Origin of the sequence: Vibrio sp. 10N.286.52.C3, assembly GCF_041468865.1 — a bacterium.
GTDB lineage: Bacteria > Pseudomonadota > Gammaproteobacteria > Enterobacterales > Vibrionaceae > Vibrio > Vibrio crassostreae_C.
This window is the reverse complement of record NZ_JBFRJM010000099.1, coordinates 1-1,033: the sequence shown is the minus strand read 5'-3', so window position 1 is coordinate 1,033 and position 1,033 is coordinate 1. Positions and strand designations below refer to the sequence as shown.

Annotated in this window: 1 protein-coding gene; it reads left to right on the top strand. The window is 44.0% G+C overall.

Annotation, left to right across the window (positions count from 1 at the left end):
• Positions 1–78: 78 nt before the first annotated feature.
• Positions 79–987 carry an IS5 family transposase gene (locus AB4138_RS23305; RefSeq protein ID WP_017065109.1) on the top strand — a complete coding sequence of 303 codons (909 nt, stop codon included), beginning with the start codon at positions 79–81 and terminating at the stop codon, positions 985–987.
• Positions 988–1,033 lie beyond the last annotated feature (46 nt).

Below are 1,033 nucleotides of genomic sequence, written 5' to 3'. Positions count from 1 at the left end.
GGCGTTGTTGCCTAAATTAGTTGAACCTTTTCCAAGTCCTGTGATCTGATCATTTGAAACGATTGGAATGGTGGTGATATGGGTAAAGCAAACAAGAAGATAACTAACTGGACGGAGTACAATAAGGCTCTTTGTAAACGTGGTTCGGTTACATTCTGGATAGATGATTCAGCCGTAGATGCATGGCGATGCAAAACTCATCATGGTAAGCGTGGGAGAGGCTTTCAGTACTCTGATACAGCGATTGAAACCGCCTTGATGATTAAGGGCATCTTCTCTCTTCCTTTACGTGCTCTTCAAGGCTTTATCGACTCTATCTTTGAGCTATTAGATGTTCCACTAACGTCCCCTGACTACACCTGTATCAGTAAACGCTCGAAGACAGTTCAGGTCAAATATCGCAATAAATCGAGAGGGGCTATTCGCCATATAGCCATTGATTCTACTGGCCTCAAAGTCTTTGGTGAGGGGGAGTGGAAAGTGAAAAAGCATGGTACAGAAAAACGTAGGACATGGCGCAAACTGCACTTAGCTGTGGATGTGGATACTCACGAAGCGATTAGTGCGGAAGTCAGTCTTGTAAATGTAGGCGATAGTGAAGTGTTACCGACGTTACTCAACCCACTACGTAGAAAGGTCGCTGCCGTATCCGCCGATGGAGCATATGACACAAAAAATTGCCACGAGACTCTGAAAAATAAAGGCTGTACTCCGTTAATACCGCCTCGAAAGAATGCAGCTCTTTGGGAAGACGGTCATCCCAGAAACAAAGCGGTAATGGCTCTGAGAGATGGAACAATATCGGAATGGAAAACAGAGTCTGGTTATCACTATCGTTCAATATCTGAGACTGCTATGTCCCGATATAAAGGACTAACAAGCGATAAATTGAGCTTGAGATGTTACAACGCTCAAGTGGGCGAAATCATGGCGAATGTCAAAGCGATTAACAAAGTCATAGGACTAGGTATGCCCGTTAGAAGCTAACGGCTAGCTACATATGGTGTCATTGATCTTCAAGCTGATTTGATCA